This is a genomic window from Bacillus xiamenensis, from assembly GCF_000300535.1.
GTDB classification, from domain to species: domain Bacteria; phylum Bacillota; class Bacilli; order Bacillales; family Bacillaceae; genus Bacillus; species Bacillus xiamenensis.
The window spans coordinates 1-2,623 of record NZ_AMSH01000109.1 but is presented as its reverse complement, the minus strand read 5'-3'; the positions used below and the strand labels follow the sequence as shown (position 1 = coordinate 2,623).

The following is a 2,623-nucleotide window of genomic DNA, read 5'->3' as shown; positions in this document are numbered from 1 at the left end:
GTTCATGCTTCACATTAAATATAGGTTAAGTCCTCGATCTATTAGTATCTGTCAGCTCCACGTGTCACCACGCTTCCACCTCAGACCTATCAACCTGATCATCTTTCAGGGATCTTACTTCCTTGCGGAATGGGAAATCTCATCTTGAGGGGGGCTTCATGCTTAGATGCTTTCAGCACTTATCCCGTCCGCACATAGCTACCCAGCGATGCCCTTGGCAGAACAACTGGTACACCAGCGGTGCGTCCATCCCGGTCCTCTCGTACTAAGGACAGCTCCTCTCAAATTTCCTGCGCCCGCGACGGATAGGGACCGAACTGTCTCACGACGTTCTGAACCCAGCTCGCGTACCGCTTTAATGGGCGAACAGCCCAACCCTTGGGACCGACTACAGCCCCAGGATGCGATGAGCCGACATCGAGGTGCCAAACCTCCCCGTCGATGTGGACTCTTGGGGGAGATAAGCCTGTTATCCCCGGGGTAGCTTTTATCCGTTGAGCGATGGCCCTTCCATGCGGAACCACCGGATCACTAAGCCCGACTTTCGTCCCTGCTCGACTTGTAGGTCTCGCAGTCAAGCTCCCTTGTGCCTTTACACTCTGCGAATGATTTCCAACCATTCTGAGGGAACCTTTGGGCGCCTCCGTTACATTTTAGGAGGCGACCGCCCCAGTCAAACTGCCCACCTGACACTGTCTCCCTGCCCGATAAGGGCAGCGGGTTAGAAGGTCAATACAGCCAGGGTAGTATCCCACCGATGCCTCCACCGAAGCTAGCGCTCCGGTTTCCAAGGCTCCTACCTATCCTGTACAAGCTGTACCAACATTCAATATCAGGCTGCAGTAAAGCTCCACGGGGTCTTTCCGTCCTGTCGCGGGTAACCTGCATCTTCACAGGTACTATAATTTCACCGAGTCTCTCGTTGAGACAGTGCCCAGATCGTTGCGCCTTTCGTGCGGGTCGGAACTTACCCGACAAGGAATTTCGCTACCTTAGGACCGTTATAGTTACGGCCGCCGTTTACTGGGGCTTCAATTCGCACCTTCGCTTACGCTAAGCGCTCCTCTTAACCTTCCAGCACCGGGCAGGCGTCAGCCCCTATACTTCGCCTTACGGCTTCGCAGAGACCTGTGTTTTTGCTAAACAGTCGCCTGGGCCTATTCACTGCGGCTTCTCGGGGCTTTAACACCCTAAGAAGCACCCCTTCTCCCGAAGTTACGGGGTCATTTTGCCGAGTTCCTTAACGAGAGTTCTCTCGATCACCTTAGGATTCTCTCCTCGCCTACCTGTGTCGGTTTGCGGTACGGGCACCTCTCACCTCGCTAGAGGCTTTTCTTGGCAGTGTGGAATCAGGAACTTCGCTACTATATTTCGCTCGCCATCACAGCTCAGCCTTCACGGGAAACGGATTTGCCTATTTCCCAGCCTAACTGCTTGGACGCGGATATCCATTACCGCGCTTACCCTATCCTCCTGCGTCCCCCCATTGCTCAAATGGTGAGGAGGTGGTACAGGAATATCAACCTGTTGTCCATCGCCTACGCCTTTCGGCCTCGGCTTAGGTCCCGACTAACCCTGAGCGGACGAGCCTTCCTCAGGAAACCTTAGGCATTCGGTGGACGGGATTCTCACCCGTCTTTCGCTACTCATACCGGCATTCTCACTTCTAAGCGCTCCACCAGTCCTTCCGGTCTGGCTTCACAGCCCTTAGAACGCTCTCCTACCACTGTTCGTAAGAACAGTCCGCAGCTTCGGTGATACGTTTAGCCCCGGTACATTTTCGGCGCAGAGTCACTCGACCAGTGAGCTATTACGCACTCTTTAAATGGTGGCTGCTTCTAAGCCAACATCCTGGTTGTCTAAGCAACTCCACATCCTTTTCCACTTAACGTATACTTTGGGACCTTAGCTGGCGGTCTGGGCTGTTTCCCTTTCGACTACGGATCTTATCACTCGCAGTCTGACTCCCAAGGATAAGTCATCGGCATTCGGAGTTTGACTGAATTCGGTAACCCGGTAGGGGCCCCTAGTCCAATCAGTGCTCTACCTCCGAGACTCTTACCTTGAGGCTAGCCCTAAAGCTATTTCGGAGAGAACCAGCTATCTCCAGGTTCGATTGGCATTTCACCCCTACCCACACCTCATCCCCGCACTTTTCAACGTGCGTGGGTTCGGGCCTCCATTCAGTGTTACCTGAACTTCACCCTGGACATGGGTAGATCACCTGGTTTCGGGTCTACGACCACGTACTCATGCGCCCTATTCAGACTCGCTTTCGCTGCGGCTCCGCATCTTCTGCTTAACCTTGCACGGGATCGTAACTCGCCGGTTCATTCTACAAAAGGCACGCCATCACCCGTTAACGGGCTCTGACTACTTGTAGGCACACGGTTTCAGGATCTATTTCACTCCCCTTCCGGGGTGCTTTTCACCTTTCCCTCACGGTACTGGTTCACTATCGGTCACTAGGGAGTATTTAGCCTTGGGAGATGGTCCTCCCGGATTCCGACGGAATTTCACGTGTTCCGCCGTACTCAGGATCCACTCTGGAGAGAATGACATTTCAGTTACAGGGCTGTTACCTTCTCTGGCGGGCCTTTCCAGACCTCTTCGCTTATATCAT

1 rRNA gene is annotated in these 2,623 nt (G+C 53.7%); it reads right to left on the bottom strand.

The annotated features are described in order from the left end of the window. Nucleotides 1-21 precede the first annotated feature (21 nt). A 23S ribosomal RNA gene (locus BA1_RS18950) occupies nucleotides 22-2,623 on the bottom strand; the annotation flags it as partial.